The organism is Thiosulfatihalobacter marinus (assembly GCF_016019955.1).
Lineage (GTDB): Bacteria > Pseudomonadota > Alphaproteobacteria > Rhodobacterales > Rhodobacteraceae > Shimia > Shimia marinus_A.
This window is the reverse complement of record NZ_JAECRZ010000013.1, coordinates 43,173-69,769: the sequence shown is the minus strand read 5'-3', so window position 1 is coordinate 69,769 and position 26,597 is coordinate 43,173. Positions and strand designations below refer to the sequence as shown.

The window sequence follows — 26,597 nt, the reverse complement described above, 5'->3', positions numbered from 1 at the left end:
TGAAAACCCCGGCGCTGTCAACGGGATGGCGCCGGGTTGTGGCCGCCGGTTATTCAGCGGCGCGCAGGGTGCCGGGGGCTGGTTTCGCGGGCGCGTCACGCTTTGCCGGTGGCGTGTCCTCATCCCACAGGATGACAGGTGCCTTGACCTTGCGGGCGGCCCGGCGAAGGGCCCAGTCCTGACCGGCGCGGCTGGTGCGGCCCAGTGACAGGCGGGCGAGCAGCCTCATCAGCCAGTTGAAATAGGTGCCCGCCCAGACCCGCAGCGCCAGCATGGAGGGCGTGAAGACCAGCGTCAGAACGGTTGCGATGCCCAGCCCGAACACCACAGCCGTGGCCAGCTGTTTCCACCACAGAGAGGTGGGGCTGTCGATGGAATAGCCGCCATTGATGAAGTCGAGCGAGAGCCCGAACATCATCGGGGCCAGGCCCGCCATGGTGGTGATCGTGGTCAGCAGCACCGGACGGATACGGCTTTGGGCGGTGCGCACGATCGCCTCGATCCGGGGCATGTATTGCGAATATTCCTGATAGGTGTCGATCAGAACGATATTGTTGTTCACCACGATCCCGGCCAGTGCGACGATGCCGGTGCCCGTCATGATGATCGAGAAGGCCTGATCCATCACCAGCATCCCGATCAGCACACCGGTGGTGGAGAGCACCACGGCCAGCAGCACAAGCACCGAGTTGTAAAAGCTGTTGAACTGGGCCAGCAGGATGATGAACATCAGGCCCAGCGCACCCAGGAAGGCCGATTGCAGAAAGGCCTGGCTTTCGGCCTGATCCTCTTCGTCGCCGGTCCATTCGAAATCGATACCCGGGCCGAACGGCCTGGTTTCCAGCCATTCGGTCAGGGTTGCGATGCGTTCATTGGCATTAAGAGGCTGGGCGGAGAATCCGCCAGCCTTCAACTCGGATTGCAACGACGGGTTTTCCCGCCACTCGTCAGTGGGCAGCACGCGCCGTTCACCGGTTTGAGCATTGGACAGGACAGTTAGCCCGGCGGCGACCCCGGCCTTGACATCGAAATAGCGGGTCTGGTCCACGCGGGTGATCTCGGCCAGTTTGGCCACCGGTTCACGGGTGACGAAATTGGAAAGCGGCACGAGGCCCTCGGCGGTGCGCACCTTGAGCGAGTCCAGCGTGGAGAGAACCCGGTCTTGTTCCGGCAGGCGCACGCGGATTTCAATTTCTTCTTCGGAACTGTCAACGCGCATCGTGTCAAGCAGGATGCCGCGTGTGACCAGCTGAACCATGGCCCCCACGGTGCGCACATCGGCGCCATAGCGGCCCGCCTGGGCGACATCCACGTTGATTTCCCAGTCGATGCCGGGCAGGGGCAGCGTGTCTTCGACATTGATCAGCCCCGGGGTGCTGTCCATTTTTTCGCGTGCCAGCGAGGCGGCGGAAAGCAGGTTTTCCCAATTGTCGCCCTTGAGCCGGAGATGCACCGGCTTGGCCGAGGCCGGGCCGCGCGAGGCGGCCAGGATCTCGATCTGCACGCCGGCCATCTGGTTCAGTTCGCTCTGCAATTCGTCCAGAACACGATCTCCGTCCCAGCGTTCGTCCTTGATGGCGCGGGTGACGGTATAGTTGATCAGAGGAATGGTGAACCAGGGTTCATAGGCATTCGGGCGATCCTCCCAGGGGATGGTTTCCAGCTGGATCTGGCCAATCGTGTCCTTGGGCGCCTGCGCGCCGCCGGTGTTCTGGTCAAGCCCGCCTTCACCGGCAAAGGAGAAGGCGGTTTTCACGCCGGGATGGGCCAGAACGATCTGTTCTGCCTGGGCCAGCAACGAATCCTTTTGCGACAGCGAAAGGTTGCCACGCCCACGTACGTAGACGATGGCCTGCTCTGGTTCGCTTTCGACAAAGAATTCGACACCCTTGTTGTTTTCGCCGAAATACCCGAATACCGCGACCACGAAAAAGACCACGGCGCCGATCGTGACCAGCGGCATGATCGGATTGCCCGCGATCAGCTTGATCAGCCAGCCGAACGGGGTAAGCCGGAACCCGGCCCTGATCGTCTTGCGGCGGCGCTGGATGCGTGCGGCGTCCAGGGTGATGGACGCGGCAAAGGCCCCGGCCAGGAACACCGCGAATCCGGGCAGCAGGCTGGCGGCGCCGCTCATGGGCGAGGTGCCGCCGAACAGGTAGCCCGGATTGAGCACCTGCATGGCGCCAAGGAAGATCAGGTAAAGCGACGGTGGCACGAGGATGGCGCGCACCAGCCAGGACAGGCGCGCGCGCAGCGTCTCGGAGGCGTTGTGGAACAGGCGCGACAGGCGCCCGGTGACGCCACCCATGACCGGCAGGTAGACCAGCGCCACCACCAGCGAGGCAGATAGCACGAAGATCAGCGTGACCGGCAGCATCCCCATGAATTCACCGGGGACACCGGGCCAGAACAGCATGGGCAGGAAGGCGCATAGCGTGGTCGCGGTGGAACTGACGATGGGCCAGAACATGCGCTTGGCCGCCTCGACATAGGCGTGCATCGGGCCGACGCCTTCGCGGATGCGTTTATCGGCATATTCCACCACAACAATAGCGCCGTCCACCAGCATCCCCACGGCGAGGATCAGGCCGAACATGACAATGTTGGAGATCGTTACGCCCATCGCCGCCAGCAGCGCAAAACAGAGCAGGAACGAGGTGGGAATGGCAAAGCCCACAAGCAGCGCGGCGCGGGTGCCAAGCGCGGCCAGCACCACGATCATCACCAGAGCGATCGCCGTCAGAACCGAGCCTTCGAGCTGGCTGACCATCGAGCCGACAACGCGGCTCTGGTCATTCGACGTGCCCAGATCGACGGCGGTGCGCAGTTCTTCGGGCCATTCGGACCGGGCTTCGGCCACCACCTGTTTGACCTGTTCAGCGGTGTCGATCAGGTTGAACCCCTTGCGCTTGACCACTTGCAGCGCGACGGTGTTCTCGCCGTTGAACCGCGCGGTTCCGGCACGGTCTTCGAAGGTGAGGTTGATTTCGGCAAGGTCGCCCAGCGTGACGACGCGGTCGCCATTGGTCTTGACGGGCAGGTTGTAGACATCGCGTGGCTGATCGAAGGACGAGGGAATCTTGACCGCGAAGGTGCCTTGGGCACTTTCGATTTCGCCGGCGGCAATCAGCTGGTTGTTGTTGACAACGACGCTGATCAATTCGGTTGCGGTGACGTTGTAGCTTTCCAGGCGCAGCGGGTCGATCACCACTTCGAGCATTTCGTCGCGATTGCCGGCGATGCCCGCTTCGAGGACCGCATCCATGGATTCCAGTTTGTCCTGCAAATCCTTGGCAATGCGGAACATGGTGCGTTCGGGCACCTGACCGGTCAGGTTGACGATGATGATGGGGAATTCGGAAAAGTTGATTTCGTTGATCGAGTATTTTTCAAAGCCTTCGGGGAACTTGCCCTCGGCGGTGTTCATCGCCTCGCGCACGTCCGCCATGACACGGGATTTGTCCCAGCCGAATTCGAACTCCAGGAAAATGCCAGCATAGCCTTCTGCCGCGGTGGCCGACATTTTGTCGAGCCCGTCGATATCGGCCAGTTCGGCCTCCATCGGTTTGACCAGCATGGTCTCGGAATCTTCGGCCGAAATGCCGGGGAAGGGGACCGACACGAACAGGCCGGGGATCTGGATGTCGGGTTCGCCTTCCTTGGGCAGGCTCCAATAGGCAAAGCCCCCCACGGCGATCGAGAGGACGATGAAGGCCAGAACCATTCGGGCCCGCTCGGCGGCCCAGTCGACGATACCGATCATCAGGCGGGCTCCTCAAAGACCGGAAGGACACGCACCCCTTCCTGGACATATTCCTGACCGATGACGATGATGTCGGCCCTGGCCGGCAGGCCTTCGACCCAGATGCCTTCGGGGGTATCGCGCACCAGCGTGACCGGGTTGAAGATCACGGTTTCGCTTTCGTCGACCAGCCGGACGCCCAGGGTGCCCTCGTCATTCAGCGTGAGGGCCGATTGCGGAATCAGATGGGCATTGGCGCCATCCGCGGAAATCGCGATTTCCGCCGTTTGACCGTCGCGGATCGCCAGGTTCGAATTGGGCACCGCGATCTCAACTCGGAAGGTGCGCGTCAGGGGATCCGCGGAGCGCGACAGGAACGTGACCTGCCCGGTGACCTGCTGGCCCGTGGTCAGGCGCGCCCCGGCCATGGCACCCGGCTTGACGCGGTTGATCTCGGTTTCGGGAACAAAGCCCACCACCTTGATCGGGTCGAGACGGATCACCGTGGCGCAGATGCTGCCGGGCTGCATCAGCGTACCGATCTCGGCGGTGTCGTCCTCCAGCAGCCCGTCGAACGGGGCCTTGATCGAGAGACGCTCGATTTCACGTTCTGCGGCAGCCACCAGCGCTTCGGCCGATTCGATCCCGGCCAGGCTGGATTCCAGCCCGGACTTGGCGGACTGGACCGCCGCTTCGGCCGCCCTCACCGCCGCCGCGGCCGACGCGACACGGGTTGTTGTGGCAAAGCCGCGCTCGGACAGTTTGCGCGCGGCGTTGTCGTTGATCAGGGCCTCTTCAAGCCGCGCATTGGCCTCGATCTGGGCCGCCTGGGCAGAGGGAATCCGGGCGGTGGCCTCGGCCAGACGCGCCTTGGCCTCGGCCAGCGCGGCCTCTCGCGTGCCCGGTTCCAGGCGGCAAAGCTCGTCGCCGTCTGTGATCCTGGTGCCGCGCCGCAGCGGTTGGGAAATGACGCGTGCCGTTGTCTCGGCGCGCATCTGAACCTGGCGGTCGGCTTCGGTCTGTCCGCGCAGCACAACTGCGCTGTCGATCATGCGGGCGGTGGAATGCATGGCCACGACCCGCACCCGGGCAGCGGCCTGGGCGGGATCGGCGGTGCCCTGGTTGTCCGGTACGGAGCCTGGCGCGGTGGCCCCGGTGGCCTCGGCGGCCACGGTGGTTTCGGGCCCTCCCGTGGCCAGACCCATAAACCGATCACGTTCGACCACGATCAGAAAAAGAAACACAGTCACCAGTATTGCGGTGAGCGCCGGAATCAATCGCATCAGTCACGTCCTTGTAAATCGCGCGTCACAGTTGCTGCGACATATGAGGCCACTACGCGGTGGAAACAAGTTCAGATGACATATTTCTGAACTGACCTGTTCAGATTATGCCTTTCGGCGGCCGGGTTCAAGCGAAGTTGTCACCGGTTTGCCACAGTACTTGGCAGTTCCCGAACAACGCGATAAGAGGAGGCAAATCATCGGGAGTACAGGCGTGAGCGATACAGACAGTTTCATCGAAGAGGTCACGGAGGAGGTACGCCGCGACCGGCTGTTTGCGATGATCCGCCGTTATGGCTGGATCGCGGTGGCCGTGATTGTTCTGGTCGTGGGCGGGGCGGCCTGGAACGAGTGGAACAAGGCGCAGCGGCGCGCCGTGGCCGAGGCAACCGGAGACGCGCTCCTGGCAGCGGTCGAGGCGAATGAAGACGCAGCGCGCATCGCGGCGCTCAAGGACGTGCAGGTTGGGTCTGACGGTGCGCGGATGGTGGCCGATTTCCTGCTGGCGAGTCATCTGCTGAGCGCGAACGACGCCGAGGCCGCCGCGGCGGCGCTGAACGACATTGTCACCCAAGGCGGCGAGATGCCCGAGATCTATCGCCAGATTGCCGCGTTCAAGGCGGTTCTGGCCCGTGGCTCCGACATGCCTGCCGCCGAGCGGCGTGTGGCATTGGAATCGATGGCCGCGCCGGGAATGCCGCTGGCGCTGTTGGCCCAGGAGCAGCTGGCGCTGGTGGATGTCGAGGAAGGCAATACCGAAGCGGCCCTGGAACGACTGAACGCGGTTGTGGCCGATGCAAATGCGTCAGCAGGCTTGCGTCAGCGGGCTTCTCAGTTGATTGTGTCCCTGGGCGGTACTGCATCCGCAATGACGGGTGACCTGTCCGGCCAATAAGAACAATCTGGTTGGGGGCCGGAGCAGTGAAAAGCAAGATCTGGATCATGGCGTTGGCGGGCTTGGCCCTTGTGGCGGCCTGCGCCGAAAAGGAACGCATCCTGCCCGGCAAGCGTGAGGATTTGCGCCCGGCCGCGGAAAAGGTGGAAAACACCGCGCCGGCGATTTCCCTGCCCGGACAAACCCGCAACGCGGACTGGACCCATCGGATCGGGACGCCCAAATACCGGGTGGCCAATGCGGCCCTGTCACCCAGGCCGGTGCTTGTCTGGTCGGCATCGATCGGCAAGGGCGAAAGCCGCAAGACCAGGGTCACCGCCGATCCGGTTGTGGCGCAGGGACGGATATACACGGTGGACGCCGAAAGCCAGCTGACCGCGACGGCGGCCAATGGCGCGACATTGTGGACCCGCGACCTGGCCACGGCGCGCGACAAGCCCGGCGAGGCCAGCACCGGCGGGATAGCCTATGCCGGGGGCAAGATTTTCGTGACCACGGGATTCGGCAGCCTGCGCGCCTTTGATGCGGCCACGGGCAGGGATCTGTGGGAACAGAAATTCCAGGCCGTCGGCAGCGGCACGCCGACGGTTTATGGCGATCTGGTCTATGCCGTGTCCGGTGACGCCACCGCCTGGGCGATCAATGTTGCCAATGGCAAGGTGGAATGGCAACTGGCGTCGCTTCCCGATGTGCAGAATGTGCAAAGCCCAGCCGCCCCGGCGGTGAACGAACGGCTGGTGGTGTTCCCATACGGGTCCGGTGAAGTGCAGGCGGCGTTCCGGCGCGGCGGAATCGGGCGCTGGAACGCGGCGGTGTCGGGGCAGCGCACGGGACGCGCGGCCAATACGGTGGCCGATATCTCGGGTGATCCGGTGATCGTGGGCAGCACGGTTTACGTGGCCAACCATTCGGGCCGGCTTGTGGCGATGAACGTGGGTACGGGCGACCGGTTGTGGACGGCGAGCGAAGGCGCGCTGAGCCCGGTTTTCCCGGCTGGCGGATCGCTGTTTCTGGTGAGCGAACGCAATCAGCTGATCCGGATGGACGCGCGCGACGGTACCGTGATCTGGGCCCAGGACCTGCCCTATTTCGTCAAGGACAAGCCGCGCAAGCAATCCACGCTGTTTTCCCATTACGGGCCGATCCTGGCCGGTGGACGGCTGGTAGTGGCCTCGTCGGACGGGCTTTTGCGGATGTTTGATCCCAAATCGGGCGCGTTGCTGTATTCCACGGAGATCCCCGATGGCGCGGCCACCAATCCGGTTGTGGCCAACGGTGTGCTGTACGTCGTCAGCCGCAAGGGGCAATTGCACGCTTTCCGTTGACGCCGAATTGGTATAACGAGGCGCCTTCGGACGTTTCGGAGTTTACGATCCATGAGTTTTTCGCTCGCCATTGTGGGGCGGCCCAATGTGGGCAAATCCACCCTGTTCAACCGTCTTGTCGGCAAGAAGCTGGCGCTGGTCGACAACCAGCCCGGCGTGACGCGCGATCTGCGCGAGGGCGAGGCGCGGCTGGGCGATCTGCGCTTTACCGTGATCGACACGGCGGGGCTGGAAGATGCGACCGACGACAGCCTTGAGGGCCGGATGCGCCGCCTGACGGAACGGGCGGTGGACATGGCCGATATCTGCCTGTTCATGATCGATGCCCGCGCCGGGGTGACTCCGGTGGACATGGTGTTTGCCGAGATCCTGCGCAAACGTTCGGCGCATGTGATCCTGGCCGCCAACAAGGGCGAGGGTTCGGCGGCGGATGCCGGCGTGATCGAAGCCTGGTCGCTGGGGCTGGGCGAACCGATCCGGCTGTCCGCCGAGCATGGCGAGGGGCTGAACGATCTTTATGCGCAGCTGATGCCGCTGGCGGATGGCTTTGCCAGCCGCGCCGAGGACGACGCGCCCGAGGTCGAGGTGGATGTCGACCTGGAGGACGAGGGCGACGAGCACGAAACCGAAGCGCCCTCGCAGCGGATCACGCCGTCGCGCCCGATGCAGATCGCCGTGGTGGGGCGTCCGAATGCGGGCAAGTCCACGCTGATCAACAAGATCGTCGGCGAGGACCGGCTGTTGACCGGCCCCGAGGCGGGGATCACGCGCGATGCGATTTCGCTGCGCAGCGATTGGAGTGGCACGCCGGTCCGGATTTTCGACACGGCCGGGATGCGCAAGAAGGCCAAGGTGCAGGATAAGCTGGAAAAGCTGTCGGTGTCCGACGGATTGCGGGCGGTCAAGTTTGCCGAGGTCGTGGTTGTGTTGCTGGATGCGGCGATTCCGTTCGAGCAACAGGATCTGCGGATTGCCGATCTGGCCGAGCGCGAGGGGCGCGCCGTGGTTGTGGCGGTCAACAAATGGGACATCGAAGACGAGAAACAGCAGAAGCTGCGCGATCTGAAGGAGGCGTTTGAACGCCTGTTGCCTCAATTGCGTGGTGCGCCGCTGATCACGGTGTCGGCCAAGACGGGACGCGGGCTGGACCGGCTGCATGAAGCGATCCTGCGAGCCTATGACATGTGGAACCGCCGCGTCAGTACCGCCCAGTTGAACCGCTGGCTCTCGGGGATGCTGGAACAGCACCCCCCGCCCGCGCCGCAAGGCAAGCGGATCAAGCTGCGCTACATGACCCAGGCCAAGACCCGCCCGCCAGGATTTGTGGTGATGTGTTCCCACCCGGACAAGATCCCGGAAAGCTATTCGCGCTACCTGGTGAACGGTTTGCGCGAGGATTTCGACATGCCGGGCACGCCGATCCGGCTGCATATGCGCGGGCAGGGGGACAAGAACCCCTACAAGGGGCGCAAGAAATCCACACCAAGCCGCCTGCGCAAGCATATCAAGGGGCGCGGCGCGCCCTGAAACGCGCTGATGTGCCTTGGGGTTTGGAAAGCGCGCAAATGTGGTTATATTCCCGGACGGGGCGTGATCCTTTCGCGTCCCTGTGACGTATTTGAACCATGAGCCGGCCTTCAAGGGCGGGCAGAACGCATTGAAGGAACCGGGGGCGTGGCGATGGAAATTCGCGAACGTTTGCAAAAATATACTGAAAAGGACGACCGGATCGCTGCGGCCAGCTTTTTTGGCTCATTTGGGGCGTATTTCCTGACATTGACCCTGGCGATCGCCAATGCCGACATCTGGGCCGTGCTGATCCCGATGATGATCCTGAACGGGTTTTGCGCCGTGCGGCTTTACGTGTTGCAGCATGACGCGGGCCATGCCTCGATGTTCAGATCACGCAAGCACAACGACTGGGCGGGTGAGGCGCTGTCGGTGGTGACTTTCGCGCCCTACGCGGCGATGCGCCACAATCACAACCTGCATCATGCGCATCTGGGCAATCTGGAACATCGCGAGACTGGCGAGATACACACTATGACCCTGCGCGAATGGAACGCGGCGGGGGTCTGGGAACGCCTTCAGTACCGGCTGTACCGAAATCCGTTCATCCTGATCCCGGCAGGCAGCCTGTTCACCTATTTCATCCGCTATCGCTGGCCCAAGAATGCACATGAGATGGCGGGCGGCGTGGTGCGTCACAATCTGATGATCCTGGCCTATATGGCTGTTCTATGGGGGCTGGCGGGCTGGACCGGGGTACTGATCTGGTTTCTCAGCTCTTTCTTTGGTGGCATGATCGGCGTGTTTATGGTGTATCTTCAGCACAATTTCGAAGACACATATTGGGACCGAAAGCCGGACCTGGATCCACGTCTGGCGGCACTTCAGGGGTCGTCCGCGCTGGATCTTGGGTGGTGGATGGATCTGGGATCCGCCAATATCGCCTATCACGATATCCACCATTTCAACGCCCGCATTCCGCATTATCGGCTGCGCAAGTGCCACCAGGAGATCCGCAGGGAATATGATCTGCCGGTGATCAAGTGGCCCGAGGCGCTACGCTCTTTCTCGCTGAAGCTGTGGGATGAGGATCAGGAACGGCTGGTGCCGTTTCCAAGGACGCAGGCCGGCCGCGCGACCGCCACACCAGCGATTTGATCAAACCCGGGGAGGGGGCGCCGCCCCCTCGGCCTTCGGCCTCACCCCCGGAGTATTTCGGGCAAAATGAAGCCAGGGCGGAGTCTCTTCATTTTGCCAAAAATACTCAAAAAGCAAGGCCGCGCCAAACGGAGCGGCCTTGGGAGTCGTGCAATGGGCAGCGGGTTTCAGATCAGGGTGCCATCTGCGGCGAGCGTGGTCTTGCCGCCCAGGTAGGAGGCGAGAACGCCCGGCAGGGCGACCGAGCCGTCGGCTTGCTGCCCGTTCTCCAGGACGGCGATCAGGCAGCGGCCAACGGCAAGGCCCGAGCCGTTCAATGTATGCACGAATTCCGGCTTGCCGCCTGAGTTTGGCTTGAACCGGGCGTTCATGCGCCGGGCCTGGAAGGCGCCGCAGACCGAGACCGAGCTGATCTCGCGGTATTTGCCCTGGCCGGGCAACCACACTTCGATATCGTGGGTGCGTTGCGCGCCAAAGCCCATGTCGCCTGTGCAAAGTACAACGGTGCGGTAGGGCAGGTTCAGTTTTTCGAGGATGCCCTGAGCACAGCCGGTCATGCGATCAAGTTCACTCTGGCTTTCATCGGGATGCGTTACCGAGACCATTTCCACTTTTTCGAACTGGTGCTGGCGCAGCATTCCGGCTGTGTCACGGCCTGCGCTGCCGGCTTCGGAGCGGAAGCATTGCGTATGGGCCACGTAGCGACGCGGCAGAGTGTTTTCCTCGATGGTGAGGCCGTTGACGATATTGGTCAGTGTGACCTCGGCGGTGGGCACGAGCCACCAGCCATTGGTGGTTTCGTAGGACTCCTCGCCGAATTTCGGCAACTGGCCGGTTCCGTACATCATTTCCGGCTTTACCAGGACCGGTGTCCAGGTTTCCGTCAGGCCATTTTCGTCGACATGGGTGTTGATCATGAACTGGGCCAGCGCGCGGTGGATACGGGCCACGGCGCCAGACAGCACGACGAACCGTGCGCCCGAGAGTTTGGCGGCGGTTTCAAAATCCATGCCGGGCAGGACACCGGGAAGCTGGTAATGTTCCAGCGCCGCAAAATCCATTTCGCGCGGGGTGCCCCAGCGGTGGATTTCCACGTTGTCGTCTTCGTTGGCGCCTTCGGGCACCTCGGGATTGGGCAGGTTGGGGATGCTCATGAGCAAATCGGTCAGTTGCCGGTCGTATCCCTTTGCGACCTCACGCATTGCCGCAACAATAGTCTTTTTGTCGGCGACGAGCGCGCGCAGACGCTCGAACTCGGCGTCGTCGCCACGCGCCTTTGCGGCACCTACTTCCTTGGCAGCTTTGTTTTGTTCGGCCTGGGATTCTTCGGCCAACTGAATATGCGTGCGGCGTTGCTCATCCAGGGCGAGGATTGACGACGACACGGCCTCGGTCCCGCTGCGGCGGGTCAGGGCGGCGTCAAAAGCGGCCGGGTTCTCGCGGATCGCCTTGATATCGTGCATCTCGTCAGTCCTTTTGATTGGGTGATTCACCGATGGCGCAGCTTATGCCGGATTTTTTGCCGGATCGTAAGCGGGGAGTGGCGTTTCCCGAAGTGCCGCTGTTTCCGGGCCATTGCGAGACATCGTTGAGACCTGATTGGCGAGGTGGCCGGACTTCGTTTTGGTCAGGCGTTTCCCGCCTTGCAACTGGTGCCAATGCCCCATAGGTTCCCCGCAACTTTCGAGGGGGGTGCCCCCGACAACACAAAGGACAACCGAAATGGATGCAATTGGCCAGTTTCTGCCGCTGATTTTGATCTTTGCGATCATGTATTTCCTGCTGATCCGCCCGCAGCAAAAAAAGGTGAAGGAACATCAGGGGATGGTCGAGGCGCTGCGACGGGGCGATCAGGTGGTTACGCAAGGTGGCGTGATCGGCAAGGTTGTGAAGGTCAAGGACGACGGTGAGATCGAAGTCGAGATTGCCGAGGGCGTCAAGGTGCGCGTGGTCAAGTCCACTGTCGCGCAGGTGCTGAGCAAGACCGAACCGGCCGCCAACAGCTAATATCAGGACAAGGCCGCGATCATGCTGCAAATCGACCTGTGGAAACGTGTCCTGATCTGGACCGTCTGTGCGTTGGGACTGCTACTGGCAATGCCGAACGTGTTTTATCAACGGGTCGAGGCGCGCAATGACGCGGTGGCCGCGATCGAGCTGGGGAATTCCGGCAACGGGCTGGAGGCCCAGGCGGCGATGTGGCCGTCTTTCCTGCCCTCGGGGCTGGTCAATCTTGGGCTGGACCTGCGTGGCGGCGCGCATCTTTTGGCCGAGGTGCAAGTTGCGGATGTGTATGAGAGCCGCATGAAATCCATGTGGCCGGAAATCCGCGACATGCTGCGTGAGGAGCGGGCGACGATCGGCACGATCCGCCTGCAACCTTCGCAAAACGATCAGTTGCGGATCAGGATTTCCAAACCCGAGCAGATTTCCCGCGCCGCCGCGCTGGTGCGCGGGCTGGCGCGTCCGGTGGCATCGCTGACCGGGGCGGGGCAGTCCGACATCGTGGTGTCCACCGAGGGCGACATTGTCGTGGTGGAACTTTCGGAGGCCGAAAAACTGGCCACCGACGAACGCACTGTGCAGCAGTCCCTGGAGATCATCCGGCGCCGGATCGACGAGGTTGGCACCCGCGAGCCCAATATTCAGCGTCAAGGGGCGGATCGGATTCTGATCCAGGTGCCGGGTATCGGGTCGGCGGCGGAACTGAAGGACATTATCGGCACCACGGCGCAGATGACCTTTCACCCTGTGGTGAGCCGGGGCAGTGACGGAGATGCCAATCCCGGAGTGGGCAACGACCTGTTGCCGGCGATTGACGAGGACGGTGTCTTTTACGTGGTGGAAAGCGCGCCGGTTGTGACGGGCGAGGAACTGGTGGACGCACAGCCCAGTTTTGATCAGAACGGACGGCCGGCAGTGTCGTTCCGGTTCAATCCGACAGGCGCGCGCAAGTTCGGCAACTACACGGCGGAAAATATCGGATCTCCGTTTGCGATTGTTCTGGATGGCGAGGTGATCAGCGCGCCGGTGATCCAGGCGCATATCGCGGGTGGCTCGGGTATCATCACCGGGCGGTTCACGGTTGAGGACAGTACCAACCTGGCGGTGTTGTTGCGCGCGGGCGCCTTGCCTGCCGGGCTGACCTTTCTGGAAGAGCGCACCATTGGGCCGGAACTGGGACAGGACAGCATCGAGGCGGGGCGGATCGCCAGTGTGGTCGCCTTTGTCGCCGTGCTGGTGTTCATGTTCCTGAGCTATGGCACGTTCGGCGTGTTCGCCAATATCGCGCTCATTCTTAATGTCGGGCTTATCTTTGGCCTGCTGAGCCTGATCGGCGCCACCCTGACCCTGCCTGGCATCGCGGGTATCGTTTTGACCATCGGTATGGCGGTGGATGCCAATGTGCTGGTGTTCGAGCGCATCCGCGAAGAGCTGAAATCGGCCAAGGGGCCGGCGCGGGCCATTGACCTGGGCTATGAAAAGGCGCTGAGTGCCATTCTGGACGCCAATATCACCACTTTCATCACTGCCGTGATCCTGTTTGCCGTGGGCTCTGGCCCGGTGCGCGGGTTTGCCATCACGCTGGGGCTGGGCATCCTGACCTCGGTCTTTACCGCGATCTTCGTGACGCGGTTGATGATCGTGATCTGGTTTGAACGCCGCCGTCCCAAGACAATCGAGGTTTAAGCCATGCGTCTGAGACTTGTACCCAAGGACACCAAGTGGGATTTCTTCAGCCGCCCCGTTCTGTGGCTGGGCATTTCCGGCGTGCTGATGGTGCTGGCGCTGGTCAGCTTTTTTCTTCAGGGGCTGAATTTCGGCATCGATTTCCGGGGCGGCACGACAATTCGAACCGAAAGCGCGCAACCTGTCGATGTCGCGGCGTATCGCGCGGCGATTCAGCCGCTGGACCTGGGAGATGTGACGATCACCGAGGTGTTCGATCCGACATATGGTGCGGATCAGAATGTCACGATGATCCGTATCCAGGCGCAGGAAGGCGCCGAATCGGTGTCGGCCGACATCATTCGCGATGTCGAGGCCGCGCTGCTGGAGATTGCACCGGATGTCAGCTTTGTGTCAGTGGAATCGGTGGGCCCGAAAGTGTCGGGCGAGTTGATCCAGACGGCGGTAATTGCCGTGCTTTTGGCAATCGCGGCGGTGCTGATCTATATCTGGCTACGGTTCGAATGGCAGTTTGCATTGGGCGCCGTCGCGGCGCTTGTGCATGACGTGGTGCTGACGATCGGGGTGTTTTCCGAGCTTCAGATCAAGTTCGACCTGGCGATCATCGCGGCGTTGCTGACCATCGTGGGCTATTCGCTGAACGATACGGTGGTGGTGTTCGACCGGGTGCGAGAGAACCTGCGCAAGTTCAAGAAGCTGAGCCTGAAAGAGGTCATGAACCTGTCGATCAACGAGACGCTGAGCCGGACGGTGATGACCTCGGTGACGACATTGCTGGCGTTGATTTCGCTGTTCGTGCTGGGCGGCGACGTGATCCGGGGCTTTGTCTTTGCAATGATCTGGGGCGTGATCGTGGGCACCTATTCGTCGGTCTTCATCGCGTCGGCCGTGTTGCTGAAACTGGGCGTCAAGCGGGACTGGTCGAAACCCTCCAACACCGCCGGAAACCAGTTCGCCGACATTGATGCCTGATCTTCTGAGCCAGGTGCTGGCCCTGCCTGGCCTGCCCTGGATCGTCGCGATCACCTTTGTCGCGGGCCTGGTCCGGGGATTTTCGGGCTTTGGCACGGCGATGATCTATCTGCCGGTGGCCGGCCAGTTTCTGCCGCCGGTCTGGGCCATTGTCACGTTGGGCATCATGGACATGGTCGGGCCGCTTCCCATTGTGCCGAGGGTCTGGAAGGACGCGCATCATCGTGACCTGGGGCGGCTGTTTGCCGGGGCGGCGGTGATGATGCCTGTGGGGGTGGCGGTTTTGCTGATCGTGGACCCGTCCGTGTTTCGGTATGGCGTGTCGCTTGTGGCGCTTGGCTTGCTGGCGGTCCTGTTGTCGGGCGCGCGGTATCGCGGCGATCTGCGGGCGCCGATGGTTTATGGGATTGGCGGCGCGTCCGGGTTCCTGGGCGGTGTCGTGGGAATGCCGGGCCCGCCGGTGATCCTTTTTTACATGGCCAGCCGCCACGGGGCGGCGGTGATCCGGGCCAATACGATGCTGTTCCTGATAGGCTATGACGTGATGATCCTGGGTGTGTTCTGGGTCAGGGGATTGCTGGTGGCACCGCCGATGATGCTGGGCCTGCTGCTGATCGTGCCGAATTTGCTGGGCAATATGGCCGGAGGTGCTATTTTCCGCCCTGAATACGAGAAGGCCTACCGGTTTGTCGCTTATGCGATCATCGCCATTTCGGCCGTTTCCGGGCTGCCATTCCTGTCCTGAAGGAGACTTTCCATGCAATTGACCGAGATGACGTTCAGCCAGGCCCAGCCAATTCAGAGCTATGGGCCGGGATTCTTTCGCATTGGCGGGCAGGTGATCGAGGGCGCGGCGCTGATCCACGCGGAGGGCGCGCAAAGCTGGGCCGGGGTGGACGCGGTGGAAACGGTACTGGCGATGAGGGACAAGATTGACGTTGTCCTGTTCGGCACCGGGCAGGCCATGGCGCCGGTTCCGGCGGTGTTTCGCTCTGCGCTGGAAGAGGCGGGGATCGGAGTGGAGCCGATGGCCTCGCCCCAGGCCTGCCGGACGTATAACGTGCTGGTCTCGGAAGGGCGGCGGGTGGCGGCGGCTCTATTACCGCTTTAGGCAGGTGCTGACGCTGGCCTGAACCAAAGGTCCGGTGTAAGATTCCCGAAAGCAACCCGGGAAGGGGCTATGAGCAGGTTTTTCAGATTTCTGGTGGCCATGGTCTGTGCCGTGCCGCTGGCCACGGCGGTGGCAGCGCAGGATTTTTCCGCGCTGGCGCGTGTGGACAAGGACAAGAGCGGATTTTCGGCCGGGTGGCGCGGCGCGGTGGTGCTGGAACTGGCGCTCAGCCAGGGGGTGCCGTGGCGGATGTTTCATCTGGATGCGCCGCGCCGCCTGGTGCTGGATTTCCGCGAGATCGACTGGGCGGATCTATTGGCCGAGGATTTTGGAAGCGCGGAAGGGATCGGCGGAATGCGGTTTGGCCAGTATCGGCCGGGCTGGAGCCGGATGGTGCTTGACCTGGACGCGCCGCTTTTGCCCGACGAGGCCGGGCTGAGCGTGGACGAGGCCAGCGGCAAGGCGGTGTTGACGCTGGTTTTGAAGCCGGTCGGGGTGACGGAGTTCGCGGCCCGGGCCGGGGCGCCGCGCGACCCGCGCTGGGATTTGCCGGAACCGGCGCCGGTGGCCACGCCGCGCGCGGCACGGCCCGATTGGGCCCCGACGATCGTGGTGATCGATCCGGGCCATGGCGGGATCGATCCGGGCGCCGAACGGGGCGGGTACCGGGAAAAGGACCTGATGCTGAGCTTTGCGCGCGAGGTGCGCGACACGTTGCGCCGGGCGGGGGGATTCGAGGTGGTGCTGACGCGCGATGCAGACGAGTTCGTATCGCTGGAGGGCCGTGTGGCCAGGGCGCACCAGGCGCAGGCGGATGTGTTCATTTCGCTGCATGCCGATGCGCTGAGCGAAGGCAATGCCAATGGCGCCACGGTCTATACCCTGTCGGATGAAGCCAGCGACGCGGCCTCGGCCACGCTGGCCGAACGGCATGACCGGGCGGATATCCTGTCCGGGGTCGATCTGTCGGGGGCCGATGACGAGGTCACGGATGTGCTTTTGGATCTGGCGCGGCTGGAGACGCAGCCGCGCACCGAGCGGCTGGCGGACGAGATCGTGGCCGCGCTGCGCGGGGCAACCGGTGCGCTGAACAACAAACCGCATCGCGAGGCCGCCTTTTCCGTGCTCAAGGCCGCGGACGTGCCGTCGATCCTGATCGAACTGGGGTTCATGTCCTCCAGCCGGGATCTGTCCAACCTGGAGGATCCGGGATGGCGCGCGGCCATGGCGGCCGGCATTCGCGACGGGCTCCTGGCCTGGACAATCGCGGACAAGGCCGTCAGGGGGCTTGTCCGTCAATAGGCGCCGTCTGCTTGAGCGAAGTCATTCCGCTGCGAAAGATGATCGGCTATCCTTGCGAGAGTGGTATCCGGTGAGAGGGTGGCATGTCTGGTTTGATTACACGCCGTGGGGTGGCGGCAGGGCTGGCGGCAAGCCTGGCCTTGCGTGCTGTGCCGTCGCTGGCAGGGCGGCGTACCCTGATCGAAATGTTCAAGGATCCGGGCTGTGACTGCTGCGGGGCGTGGGGCGACATCATGCGGCAGGCCGGGTTTGATGTGGCGGTTCAGGAGGTGGATTGGGACACGCTGGCGCGGTTCAAGTCGGTCAGCGGCGTGCCCGAACATCTGGTGGCCTGCCATACGTCGCGGGTTGAGGGCTATCTGATCGAGGGACATGTGCCTGTGGCGGATATCCAGCGGCTTTTGCGGGATCGGCCAACCGCGCTGGGACTGGCGGTGCCGGGAATGCCGGAAGGGTCGCCGGGTATGGGACCGCCGAGCGACGGTGAGGGGTTTGACGTGCTGCTTTTCGGACCGGGGTCGCGCGTGCGCGTGTTTGCGACCCATCCGCCGGCCTGACCCAGGACGTGATTCCATCGGGTTCGCAAGGCCCTGATGCTTGGCGAAAAGGCGCCAAACGGGCGGCGCATCGTGTTTTGACCCTGCCTGTCGGTGTATATATAGAGGGGGTCTGAGATACGGGCGTAGGGGGCACGACGCGTGCTGCGATTCATTCTTTCTTTCTTTGGGGCGCTGTTTACGCTTCTGACCATGGCCGTGGCCGTGATCGCGCTTTCGATTGGCGCGGTATTCTGGATTTACGGGCAGGAATTGCCCAGCCATGAAAGCCTGGCACAGTACAAGCCGCCCACGATTTCCAAGATCTATTCGGCAGAGGGCCGGATCATGGATGAATTCGCCAAGGAACGCCGCCTGTTCGTGCCCGCGGACGAAATCCCGGAGATCGTGAAACAGGCCTTCATTTCGGCCGAGGACAAGAATTTCTACCTGCACGCGGGCTATGACGCACGCGGTATCGCCGCCGCCGCCGTGGAGGCGGTGCGCACACGCGGGCAGACCGTGCGTGGTGCGTCGACCATCACGCAGCAGGTGATGAAGAATTTCCTGTTGTCCGGCGATCGCAAGATCGAACGCAAGATCAAGGAGATCATCCTGGCCACGCGGGTCGAGGAATCGTTGAGCAAGGATCAGATCCTGGAGCTTTATCTGAACGAGATCTTCCTGGGACAGAATTCCTATGGTGTGGCCGCCGCCGCGCAGACCTATTTTGACAAGAACCTGAGCCAGCTTGAACCGCATGAAGCCGCAACGCTGGCGTCGATGCCCAAGGCCCCGGGCAAATTCCATCCGGTGCGCAACAAGGAACGGGTATTGGACCGCCGCAATTTCGTGCTGCGCGAGATGTACGAGAACGGGTATATCACGCAGGCGGTCTATGAGAGCGAGCGGGAAAAGCCCTTGCGCTCGGTTCAGAACGGCGATTTCGAAAGCTACAAGTCGACGCTGCCGCCGCGCGATTATTTCTCCGATGAAATCCGCCGCCAGCTCAGTCAGGACTTTGGCGAACAGGAGTTCTTTACGGGCGGGATGACGGTGCGTGCCACGGTGGACCCGGACATGCAGCAGGTTGCGGCGCGCGCGCTGCGCCGGGCGCTGGAGAAATACGACCGGTCTCGAGGGGTTTGGCGCGGAACGGGGCTGAAGCTGGACCCGGAAACGTTGAGCGATGAAACCGTCTGGCGCGATGCGCTGGCGGATTTTGAGCTGCCGCGTGACGTGGACCTGGACGGTCAGTGGTATCCGGCGGTTGTGCTGGAGGTTGGCGCCAAGGATGCACGTGTCGGTATCGAAGGCGTTGGTGAGAGTGACGAAGGGCATTGGATTCCGGCCGGTGATGTCACCTGGGCGCGCAAGCAACTGGAAGGCGGGCAATTGGCGCGCAAGGCAAAGGTGGCTGGCGATCTGGTGGAGAAGGGCGACGTGGTTCTGGTACGCGCCATCACCCGGGACGACGACGGCGCCTTTGTGCGCTGGTCCCTGAGGCAGGTGCCCGAGGTGCAGGGCGGCTTTATGGCGATGGATGTGAACAATGGCCGTGTGATCGCCATGCAGGGCGGGTTCTCGTATCAGGATTCGGTATTCAACCGGGCAACCCAGGCCAAGCGCCAGCCGGGATCGTCGTTCAAGCCATTTGTGTATGCCGCGGCGCTGAACAGCGGCTACAGCCCGGCCACCATTGTCATTGACGCGCCGATCGAAGTGAACACGCCTCAGGGTATCTGGCGCCCGCGCAATTCAAGCAACAAGTTTTACGGGCCCACACCGATGCGGACCGGGATCGAGATGAGCCGGAACCTGATGACCATCCGTCTGGCGCAGGAAATCGGCATGGACACCGTGGCGGACTATGCCGAACGCTTTGGGGTTTATGATGAGATGGGCCAGTTCCTGGCCAATGCGCTGGGTTCCGAAGAGACCACGCTTTACCAGATGGTCGCGGCCTATGCGATGTTTGCCAATGGCGGTGAGCGGGTCGAGCCGACGCTGGTGGACCGGGTGCAGGACCGCTATGGGCGAACGATCTATCGCCACGATCAGCGTGACTGTGTCGATTGCGGCGAACCGGGCATTCCCGAGGATCGCGGGCCGCGCATCGTCACCAACCGGGAACGGGTGATGGAACCGATCACCGCCTATCAGCTGACCTCGATGATGCAGGGCGTGGTCACGCGCGGCACCGCATCGCGGCAGATCGATCTGCCAGTGCCGGTGGCGGGCAAGACCGGGACGACCAACGACGCCAAGGACGTTTGGTTCGTGGGATTCACCTCCAGCCTCGTGGCGGGCTGCTATATCGGCTACGATCAGCCGCGCTCGCTGGGTGAGGGGACGTTTGGCGGCAACACCTGCGGACCTGTGTTCCAGGAGTTCATGAAGGAGGCGATCGAGGAATATGGCGGCGGCAAGTTCCGCGTTCCCCCCGGTGGCCGTTTCATCAAGATCGACCGGTACACAGGTGCGCGCTTGGATGATGACGCCAGCGGCCCGACCGTGGTGGCCGAGTATTTCCGCGATGGCGAAGAACCGGTATTCGGCATCATGTATGACGGTGGCTTTGCCATGGGGTCAAACCTGCCGCTTGTGGAAGAAGTTGAGCGGTATGGCGGGCGCGAGGTGACAACCTCGACCGGCAAGAAAGCCGTGGTCGGCCCCAAGGCCAATTTCGGATCTGTGAGTTCGGGTGGGTTGTATTAGGGGGCCGGGGCGGCAAGGGGCAGGGTGGTGCCTGGGGCGGTGTGGCAAAGGGGGGAGTTGTCGGGAAAACACCCTGTGAAACTGGGTCTGAAGAACAATGCCGGATGGCAAGCGCGGAATGGCGCCGAAGGCCCGTGCGCCCGGCGTCTTGCCCATTCCGGGCGCCTGAGCTATCACCCGTTTCTGAACAGACAAAAGGCAGACCCGATGCGCGCCGAAGCCCAGAACACCGTTGCGGAGATTGAGAAATCCCTGACCCTGCTGCGTCGGCGGCTGGATTGGGAAACCGCCGCCTACCGGCTGGAGGAGTTCAACGCGCGGGTCGAGGATCCCGATCTTTGGAACGATCCCGAGGGCGCGCAAAAGCTGATGCGCGAACGCCAGACGCTGGTGGATGCGATCGACGTGGTGACATCCATCGAGACCGATCTGAGCGACAATGTCGAACTGATCGAACTGGGCGAGATGGAAGAGGATGACGAGGTTGTCCGCGAGGCCGAGGAGGCATTGAAGGCGCTGGCCGTGAAGGCTGCGGAAAAGGAACTTGAGGCGTTGCTGGATGGCGAGGCGGATAGCAACGACACGTTTCTTGAAATCAATGCCGGGGCCGGGGGCACGGAAAGCTGTGACTGGGCGTCGATGCTGGCGCGCATGTATGTGCGCTGGGCCGAGAAGAAGGGCTACAAGGTTGAACTGCAATCCGAAAGCGCAGGCGACGAGGCGGGCATCAAATCGGCCACCTACAAGATTTCCGGGCACAATGCCTATGGCTGGTTGAAATCGGAAAGCGGCGTGCACCGGCTGGTGCGGATCAGCCCGTTTGATTCCGCCGCCAAGCGGCACACGTCATTCTGTTCGGTCTGGGTTTATCCGGTGGTGGACGACAATATCGAGATCGAGGTGAACCCGGCGGATATCCGTATCGACACCTATCGCAGTTCCGGCGCGGGCGGGCAGCACGTGAACACGACCGATTCGGCGGTGCGGATCACCCACAATCCCACGGGGATCGTCGTGACCAGTTCGGAAAAGTCCCAGCACCAGAACCGCGACATCGCCATGAAGGCGCTGAAATCGCGGCTGTACCAGATGGAGCTGGACCGCCGCAACGCAGCCATCAACGAGGCGCATGAAAACAAGGGCGATGCGGGTTGGGGCAACCAGATCCGCTCTTACGTTTTGCAGCCCTACCAGATGGTCAAGGACCTGCGCACCAGTTTCGAGACCAGCGACACCAAGGGCGTTCTGGACGGCGATCTGGACGGACTTATGGCGGCAACGCTGGCGATGGATGTGGCCGGGATGAGCCGTGCCGACGCGCAGGGCGAAGATTGATCCTGTCCGGAAAGTGAGCCGCCGGGAAACGCGATCCGCGGCGCCGCGCAAGACATCAGCGTTTCGCACGCGCCGCCAAAATCCAGTGGTCAGGCTGTTGGGCGAACGCTTTAGGTGCCACCCTTGAGCAGCCGGTCGGCCTTTTTGCGCACCAGCACCGAGCGCAGATCGTGCATGGCCAGCAGCAGCGCGTCGGTGATTTCTTCCAGTTGAGCCTCTGTCGCCTTGGCCTGGGCCCATTGGGTGGTCAGGTTCAGGTGGTCGATGGCGCGGTGGATGTCGTCCATGTCGCGCCGGGCCAACAGGGCGCGGCGATCTGCCATCCAGGTGCGGATGGTATCCACCTCCTGGTCGGACAACGGACGGTCGCCATGGGGCTTGACCTCGCCATTGCGGATATTGACCACGGCGATCTGGTCCATCTCGATCCGGCGCTGACGGTTTTCGGTATCCACGCGGAACACCGCCGCGCCGTTTTCACGGACGCGGAAATAGAAATCGGGAAGATCGCCGCTCATGATTTGCCCTTGTGCCTCTGGCTTATGTCAGTTTGGCGCAGAAGGCCTGGATGCGTTCACAGGCGGCTTTCAGCGCGTCGTCGGATGTAGCGTAGCTGACGCGAAAGTTCGGGGAAAGCCCGAAGGCGGCGCCGAACACCACAGCCACGCCCGTGTCTTCGAGCAGTGCGCGCGAAAATGTTTCGTCGCTGTCGATCACGGTGCCGGAGGGTGTCGTTGTCCCGATCAGCCCGGCGATGGAGGGATAGACGTAAAACGCGCCCTCGGGCACCGGGCAGGTGATGCCGTCAATCGCGGACAGCATCGACACCACCAGATCGCGGCGGCGTTGGAACACGGCGTTGTTGGCGGCCAGAAATTCCTGGGGGCCGTTCAGCGCCTCGACCGCGGCCCATTGGCTGATCGAGCAGGGGTTGGAGGTGGATTGCGACTGGATCTTGCGCATGGCGGCGATCAGTTCGACCGGCCCTGCGGCGTACCCGATGCGCCAGCCGGTCATGGCATAGGCCTTGGACACGCCGTTGCAGGTGAGGGTGCGGGCGTAAAGCGCCGGCTCAACCTGGGCGGGGGTGCAGAATTCGAACCCGTCATAGGCGAGATGTTCGTACATGTCGTCAGTCATCACCCAGACATGGGGATGGCGCAACAGCACCTCGGTCAGCGCCTTCAGTTCGACGCGCGAATAGCCCGCCCCGGTGGGGTTGGAGGGCGAATTGAAGATCAGCCACTTGGTCTTGGGCGTGATTGCGGCTTCGAGTTGCTCCGGTGTCAGCTTGAAGCTGTTTTCCAGGGTCGCGGGGGCGATGACGGGGGTGCCACCGGCCAGCAGCACCATATCGGGATAGCTGACCCAGTAGGGGGCCGGGATCACAACTTCGTCGCCCGGATTGAGCGTGGCCATGAGCGCGTTATAGAGAATCTGTTTGCCGCCGGTCCCAACAGACACCTGTTGTGGGGCATAGCTCAGTCCGTTTTCCCGTTCGAACTTGGCGCAGATCGCGGCCTTGAGTTCTGGGATACCGTCTGGCGCGGTGTATTTTGTCTTGCCCGCCTTGATCGCGGCGACACCGGCGGCCTTGATGTGGTCGGGCGTGTCGAAATCCGGCTCGCCCGCGCCAAGGCCGATCACGTCCTTGCCGGCCGCTTTCAGCTCTGCGGCCAGGGTGGTCACGGCGATGGTGGGGGACGGTTTGACGCGTGAAAGTGTCTCAGACAGGAAAGACATGGCCGGGCCTCGTTTGTAATCACTGGGTCCATGTCTTAGGGTGCGCGACGTACCCGTTCAAGCGCGATCGCAGAGAGGACAAGGAATGCCGCAGGACCAAGACACCGAGCACAGTTCGGACGAATGGTATGGTGAGGATGTCGCCACGTTCGGCGACCGGCTGGCCGCCGCGCGAGAGGCCGCGGGGCTGAAGCGGGCCGAGTTTGCCCGTCGGCTGGGGGTGAAGAAAATCACCATCGCCGATTGGGAAGGGGATATTTCGGAGCCCCGCGCCAACCGCTTGCAGATGATGGCGGGGCTTTTGAACGTATCTGTGGGCTGGCTGTTGATGGGCGAGGGCGACGGCGTGGACGCGCCGGGCGAGGACAGCGGCGCGGATGATCCGGGGCTGGTGGCGCTGCTGGGCGACATCCGCGATATCCGGGGCCGGATGAAGGCCGATCTGGATCGGCTGGGCCGGATCGAGAAGGCATTGCGCAAGAGGCTGATCGAAGATGAATGAGACGCGAGAAAACCGGCTCAGGCGCATGAAGATGCGGTCGATGCGGCGTGGCATCAAGGAAATGGACATCATCCTGGAGCGTTACGCGGACGACAATCTGGCGACGATGGATGACGCCGCGCTGGACCTGTATGATGCACTGTTGCACGAAAACGACCAGGATCTGTATCAATGGGTCACGGGCCAGCAGCCCGCGCCGGACCGGTTTCATGGTCTGATCCGGGATATTTCCACGGCGATCAGCGGCGCCGAATAGTTCGCATTTTACCGGTCTTTGTTTCACTTAACCGGTTGTTTGGCTTTATGGGTCAGTTTCCAGACAACGCGCAAGTTGTCGGAGATGAAGATGAGCTTTCACACATCCATGGGAGGAAGTCCGGATCAGGGCTTTATGGCGGGCTATCTGGATTCCCTGGCCCTGGTGGAACGGTTGCACCGTCTGCTGCTGGATGTGATCAAGGATGAATTTGAACGTGTGGGGGTTCTGGAGATCAACGCAGTTCAGGCGCTCTTGCTGTTCAATATCGGAGATAACGAGGTCACGGCGGGCGAGCTGAAATCGCGCGGCTACTATCAGGGCAGCAATGTCAGCTACAACCTGAAGAAGCTGGTCGAGATGGGCTATATGCACCATCAGCGCTGCGAGATTGACCGGCGTTCGGTCCGGGTGCGGCTGACGGAAAAGGGGCGGCATATCCGCGATGTGGTCGCTACGCTGTTCGGGCGGCATGCCGATGGGCTGAAATCCAAGGGCGTGCTGGGCCCCGAGGGGATCGAGGCCATTACCCACGCCCTGCGCCGGGTGGAGCGCTACTGGACCGACCAGATTAGATATATTTACTGACTGCGCGCTGCGATCCGTGGGTATGGCGCAGGTTTAGCATCCCCGGTACGGATCGTGGGGGGAGCAGGGCTTGTCGCAAGCGACAGGCCCTGTAACTCTCGTTTGAGCTTGCGCACCATGGCGCGTTCGTAATCGGCAAACCCCAGCGCGGTTTCAACAAACGCATTCGGCCCCTCGATCACCCAGGCCCGAAAATAGCTGGAGAGCGCGGCAATGTCGGTCTGGCGCGCGTCGCCCGCCGGCGCGTCGTCCGATCCGATCACAAGCGCATTGACCGTGATGGTGCCGCCCAGCCGCACGTCGCGCGGCAACGGGCCGGTGTTGGATGTGCCGTCGCCCGACAGATCCAGAGTGCGTCGCCAGCAGGCGGGTTTCTGTTCGAGCAGGGCTTGTCCGAACCGTTTGGCGGTGCCAAGCGCGGTGGACGGATCCATGTAGATCCGCTGTGCTGTCATGAGCGTGGCGGCAATGCCGTCCAGCGTGGCCCGATCCGTAATCGCGCGCCACGGGATCAGAAGGCGCTGATCGCCTGGCCCGCTCCATTCGTAAATGGCGACATGCACCGGGTGGTCGGGCAGGGAGAGCAGCGCCTCGACCACTTCGGGATGGCGCAGCGCCCCGGCCAGCCCGTCCAGCTGCAACCGGTATTCGGTCCTGTCCACCGATCCCGACACGTCCAGCCCCAACGCCAGCGCCTGACGGCATTGCGCCGCTGCGGGCGCGGCGGTCAGCATCGCCAGACCGGTGATCAGGGCGCGGATCATGGGCGCTGTTCCATTCGGGAAAGGGCTGCGCCCCCCAGTTCGCGCAGCAATTTGCGCCGCATCGCGCGTTCGAAATCGGCAAACCCCCCGGCCTCTTGAACAAAGGCGTTCGGGCCAAGCAACAGGTGCTCGCGGTAATATTCGGCCATAACCGCATCTCCAAATGTTTCAGAGGCGCCGGAATTCCCGGCGGTTTCAATGGCAAGGCCATTCACGGTGACGCCGTCAAAGGGGAAATGAGCATAGGCCTGACGGGGGGTAAAGCCCTCGTTGTTGCGCCCGTCGCCGCTTACGTCGATCGTCTGTGCGATACAGGGCGGCGCGGATTGCAGCAGGATGGCGGCGTAGCCCACCGCATGGCCCAACGCAGTGGGAAACTGATCGGTGCTGCGGGTGGAGCCGGCCAGCGCGCGGGACGCCTGCTCCAGATCCGCGCGCTCCCGGATCAACGTCCAGTCCAGAAGCAGTTTCTGGTTGTCGCGCCCGCTCCATTCGAACACGGCCAGCGCGACCGGTTGTGGCGGGTGAAGAAAGGCTGCCGCCACCTCGGGCGCCAGCAACGCGCGGGCCAGCCCGGCCCGTTGCAGGGCGTCTTCGCCGGCATCCACGGAAGAGGACACATCCATGGCCAAAACAAGCGCAAGGCGGCAGTCGGCGGCAGGGGACGCTTGCGTGCCCGCCAGCGCCCCGGCCAGAACCGCCGCCCAGCGGATCACCAGTGTCCCGTGCTGTCCATGCCGACCCAGGGTTCGGCCGGGGCCAGCGCCTCGCCCTGTTGCAACAGCTCGATCGAGATATTGTCGGGCGAGCGGACAAAGGCCATGCGCCCGTCGCGCGGCGGGCGATTGATTGCCACACCGTTGTCGGCCAGGTGCTGACACATTTCGTAGATATTGCCGACCTCGTAGGCGAGATGGCCGAAATGGCGGCTGTCGCTGGGCAGGCCGTCATCTCCGTCCCAGTTCCAGGTCAGTTCCAGCGGGCAATCGTGATCCCCGTCCGCCGCCAGGTAAACCAGGGTGAAGCGGCCCGCCTCGCTTTCGTAGCGGCGGATTTCCTTGAGCCCCAGAAGGGCGTAGAAGGCCATGGATTTTTCAAGATCGGCCACGCGGACCATGGTGTGCAGGTATTTCACGTGCATGTCGGCTTTCCCTGGTGATTGAAC

Annotated in this window: 24 protein-coding genes; 16 read left to right on the top strand and 8 right to left on the bottom strand. The window is 62.7% G+C overall.

What is annotated here, in order from left to right; all coding sequences use genetic code 11:
• Positions 1 to 49 precede the first annotated feature (49 nt).
• Both I3253_RS16340 and I3253_RS16335 read right to left on the bottom strand, forming a co-directional pair.
• Complete coding sequence (locus I3253_RS16340) at positions 50 to 3,766, bottom strand: efflux RND transporter permease subunit (protein WP_197918883.1); 3,717 nt, start codon at positions 3,764 to 3,766, stop codon at positions 50 to 52.
• Complete coding sequence (locus I3253_RS16335; protein WP_197918882.1) at positions 3,766 to 5,028, bottom strand: efflux RND transporter periplasmic adaptor subunit; 1,263 nt, start codon at positions 5,026 to 5,028, stop codon at positions 3,766 to 3,768. The genes I3253_RS16340 and I3253_RS16335 overlap by 1 nt, the downstream gene beginning before the upstream one ends.
• Before the next feature lie 214 nt (positions 5,029 to 5,242).
• Here I3253_RS16335 and I3253_RS16330 point away from each other — a divergent pair, with 214 nt between their 5' ends.
• The 4 genes from I3253_RS16330 (at position 5,243) to I3253_RS16315 (ending at position 9,915) form a co-directional block, all read left to right on the top strand.
• Positions 5,243 to 5,923 (top strand): tetratricopeptide repeat protein, encoded by a 681-nt coding sequence (locus tag I3253_RS16330; RefSeq protein WP_197918881.1) that lies wholly within the window; start codon positions 5,243 to 5,245, stop codon positions 5,921 to 5,923.
• Between the two features lie 26 nt (positions 5,924 to 5,949).
• Positions 5,950 to 7,248: a PQQ-binding-like beta-propeller repeat protein gene (locus I3253_RS16325; protein ID WP_332255716.1), complete on the top strand. Its 1,299-nt coding sequence runs from the start codon at positions 5,950 to 5,952 to the stop codon at positions 7,246 to 7,248.
• 51 nt (positions 7,249 to 7,299) lie between these two features.
• The gene (der, locus tag I3253_RS16320; RefSeq protein ID WP_197918880.1) at positions 7,300 to 8,775 is read left to right on the top strand and encodes a ribosome biogenesis GTPase Der; all 1,476 of its coding nucleotides are present in this window, start codon (positions 7,300 to 7,302) and stop codon (positions 8,773 to 8,775) included.
• A gap of 153 nt (positions 8,776 to 8,928) precedes the next feature.
• Entirely contained in the window at positions 8,929 to 9,915 is a 987-nt protein-coding gene (locus I3253_RS16315; protein WP_197918914.1) for a fatty acid desaturase, read from the top strand.
• Positions 9,916 to 10,082: 167 nt separating this feature from the next.
• On the opposite strand, the gene serS is transcribed toward I3253_RS16315, so the two are convergent.
• A complete protein-coding gene (gene serS, locus I3253_RS16310) occupies positions 10,083 to 11,378 on the bottom strand; it encodes a serine--tRNA ligase (protein WP_197918879.1) in 1,296 nt (431 codons plus the stop codon).
• 259 nt (positions 11,379 to 11,637) lie between these two features.
• On the opposite strand from serS, the gene yajC reads away from it, so the two are divergent.
• From yajC to prfB, 9 genes are all read left to right on the top strand, one after another.
• Entirely contained in the window at positions 11,638 to 11,922 is a 285-nt protein-coding gene (yajC, locus tag I3253_RS16305; protein ID WP_197918878.1) for a preprotein translocase subunit YajC, read from the top strand.
• Positions 11,923 to 11,943: 21 nt separating this feature from the next.
• Positions 11,944 to 13,605 (top strand): protein translocase subunit SecD, encoded by a 1,662-nt coding sequence (gene secD / locus I3253_RS16300; RefSeq protein WP_197918877.1) that lies wholly within the window; start codon positions 11,944 to 11,946, stop codon positions 13,603 to 13,605.
• A gap of 3 nt (positions 13,606 to 13,608) precedes the next feature.
• Complete coding sequence (secF, locus tag I3253_RS16295) at positions 13,609 to 14,577, top strand: protein translocase subunit SecF (protein ID WP_197918876.1); 969 nt, start codon at positions 13,609 to 13,611, stop codon at positions 14,575 to 14,577.
• Positions 14,570 to 15,322, top strand: coding sequence for a sulfite exporter TauE/SafE family protein (locus I3253_RS16290; protein WP_197918875.1), 753 nt, complete (start codon positions 14,570 to 14,572; stop codon positions 15,320 to 15,322). The genes secF and I3253_RS16290 overlap by 8 nt, the downstream gene beginning before the upstream one ends.
• 12 nt (positions 15,323 to 15,334) lie before the next feature.
• The gene (locus I3253_RS16285; protein WP_197918874.1) at positions 15,335 to 15,688 is read left to right on the top strand and encodes an Mth938-like domain-containing protein; all 354 of its coding nucleotides are present in this window, start codon (positions 15,335 to 15,337) and stop codon (positions 15,686 to 15,688) included.
• Positions 15,689 to 15,757: 69 nt separating this feature from the next.
• Positions 15,758 to 16,990, top strand: a complete 1,233-nt coding sequence (locus tag I3253_RS16280; RefSeq protein ID WP_197918873.1) for an N-acetylmuramoyl-L-alanine amidase — start codon at positions 15,758 to 15,760, stop codon at positions 16,988 to 16,990.
• Between the two features lie 83 nt (positions 16,991 to 17,073).
• Positions 17,074 to 17,547 carry a DUF411 domain-containing protein gene (locus tag I3253_RS16275; RefSeq protein ID WP_197918872.1) on the top strand — a complete coding sequence of 158 codons (474 nt, stop codon included), beginning with the start codon at positions 17,074 to 17,076 and terminating at the stop codon, positions 17,545 to 17,547.
• Between the two features lie 141 nt (positions 17,548 to 17,688).
• Positions 17,689 to 20,244: a penicillin-binding protein 1A gene (locus I3253_RS16270; RefSeq protein ID WP_197918871.1), complete on the top strand. Its 2,556-nt coding sequence runs from the start codon at positions 17,689 to 17,691 to the stop codon at positions 20,242 to 20,244.
• 207 nt (positions 20,245 to 20,451) lie between these two features.
• Complete coding sequence (prfB, locus tag I3253_RS16265) at positions 20,452 to 21,579, top strand: peptide chain release factor 2 (protein WP_197918913.1); 1,128 nt, start codon at positions 20,452 to 20,454, stop codon at positions 21,577 to 21,579.
• Between the two features lie 110 nt (positions 21,580 to 21,689).
• On the opposite strand, the gene I3253_RS16260 is transcribed toward prfB, so the two are convergent.
• Both I3253_RS16260 and I3253_RS16255 read right to left on the bottom strand, forming a co-directional pair.
• On the bottom strand, positions 21,690 to 22,097 hold the full coding sequence (locus I3253_RS16260) for a hypothetical protein (RefSeq protein WP_197918870.1): 408 nt from the start codon (positions 22,095 to 22,097) through the stop codon (positions 21,690 to 21,692).
• Between the two features lie 22 nt (positions 22,098 to 22,119).
• A complete protein-coding gene (locus I3253_RS16255; protein WP_197918869.1) occupies positions 22,120 to 23,322 on the bottom strand; it encodes a pyridoxal phosphate-dependent aminotransferase in 1,203 nt (400 codons plus the stop codon).
• 85 nt (positions 23,323 to 23,407) lie between these two features.
• Here I3253_RS16255 and I3253_RS16250 point away from each other — a divergent pair, with 85 nt between their 5' ends.
• The 3 genes from I3253_RS16250 to I3253_RS16240 all read left to right on the top strand — a co-directional run bounded on the left by I3253_RS16250 (position 23,408) and on the right by I3253_RS16240 (position 24,668).
• The gene (locus I3253_RS16250; RefSeq protein ID WP_197918868.1) at positions 23,408 to 23,824 is read left to right on the top strand and encodes a helix-turn-helix domain-containing protein; all 417 of its coding nucleotides are present in this window, start codon (positions 23,408 to 23,410) and stop codon (positions 23,822 to 23,824) included.
• Entirely contained in the window at positions 23,817 to 24,080 is a 264-nt protein-coding gene (locus tag I3253_RS16245; protein WP_197918867.1) for an FAD assembly factor SdhE, read from the top strand. The genes I3253_RS16250 and I3253_RS16245 overlap by 8 nt, the downstream gene beginning before the upstream one ends.
• Positions 24,081 to 24,170: 90 nt before the next feature.
• A complete protein-coding gene (locus I3253_RS16240; protein WP_197918866.1) occupies positions 24,171 to 24,668 on the top strand; it encodes a MarR family winged helix-turn-helix transcriptional regulator in 498 nt (165 codons plus the stop codon).
• Here I3253_RS16240 and I3253_RS16235 read toward each other — a convergent pair.
• Genes I3253_RS16235 through I3253_RS16225 form a run of 3 tightly spaced genes read right to left on the bottom strand, consistent with a single transcriptional unit; the run spans position 24,662 to position 26,573 of the window.
• Entirely contained in the window at positions 24,662 to 25,432 is a 771-nt protein-coding gene (locus I3253_RS16235; RefSeq protein WP_197918865.1) for a DUF1194 domain-containing protein, read from the bottom strand. The two genes, I3253_RS16240 and I3253_RS16235, sit on opposite strands and share 7 nt — an antisense overlap.
• The gene (locus tag I3253_RS16230) at positions 25,429 to 26,148 is read right to left on the bottom strand and encodes a DUF1194 domain-containing protein (RefSeq protein ID WP_332255715.1); all 720 of its coding nucleotides are present in this window, start codon (positions 26,146 to 26,148) and stop codon (positions 25,429 to 25,431) included. The genes I3253_RS16235 and I3253_RS16230 overlap by 4 nt, the downstream gene beginning before the upstream one ends.
• On the bottom strand, positions 26,145 to 26,573 hold the full coding sequence (locus I3253_RS16225) for a VOC family protein (protein WP_197918864.1): 429 nt from the start codon (positions 26,571 to 26,573) through the stop codon (positions 26,145 to 26,147). Before I3253_RS16225 ends, I3253_RS16230 begins: the two co-directional genes overlap by 4 nt.
• Between the last annotated feature and the right edge of the window lie 24 nt (positions 26,574 to 26,597).